General features: G+C 66.0%; 1 protein-coding gene. It reads left to right on the top strand.

Annotation, left to right across the window (positions count from 1 at the left end; all coding sequences use genetic code 11):
- Positions 1–668: aminotransferase class I/II-fold pyridoxal phosphate-dependent enzyme (locus tag AC1D0P_RS26700; RefSeq protein WP_477679487.1), on the top strand; the 668-nt coding region annotated here is incomplete at both ends.

Here is a 668-nt window from a genome sequence, read left to right on the forward strand (position 1 = left end):
CAATTGGTCAATGCCGTCACCGGCGCCATGACCCAGGGCTTGAACCAGTACCCGCCCATGACGGGCGTGCCGGTGCTGCGCGAAGCCATCTCGGCCAAGGTGGCCAAACTTTACGGCCACCGCTACGACGCCAACAGCGAGATCACCATCACCGCCGGCGCGACCCAGGCCATCATCACCGTCATCCTGGCCGTGGTCCATCCCGGCGACGAAGTCATCGTACTGGAGCCCTGCTACGACAGCTATGTGCCCAACATCGAGCTGGCCGGCGGCAAGGTGGTTCGCGTGCCTTTGACACCCGGCACCTTCCGTCCCGACTTCGGCAAGATCGCCGCCGCCATCACGCCGCGCACGCGCGCCATCATCGTCAACTCGCCGCACAACCCGAGCGCCACGGTATGGAGCGAGGCCGACATGCTCGCGCTGCAGGACCTGCTGGCACCCACCGACGTGTTGCTGATCAGCGACGAAGTTTATGAACACATGGTGTTCGACGCGGCCCAGGGCCGCATCCACCAGAGCGCGGCGCGCTTTCCGGGCCTGGCCGCGCGCGCCTTCATCGTGAGCAGCTTCGGCAAGACTTACCACGTCACGGGCTGGAAGGTCGGCTATGTGGCCGCGCCCGCGCCCCTCACCGCCGAGTTCCGCAAGGTGCACCAGTTCAACGT

It is taken from the genome of Polaromonas sp. P1_G2 (genome assembly GCF_056405515.1).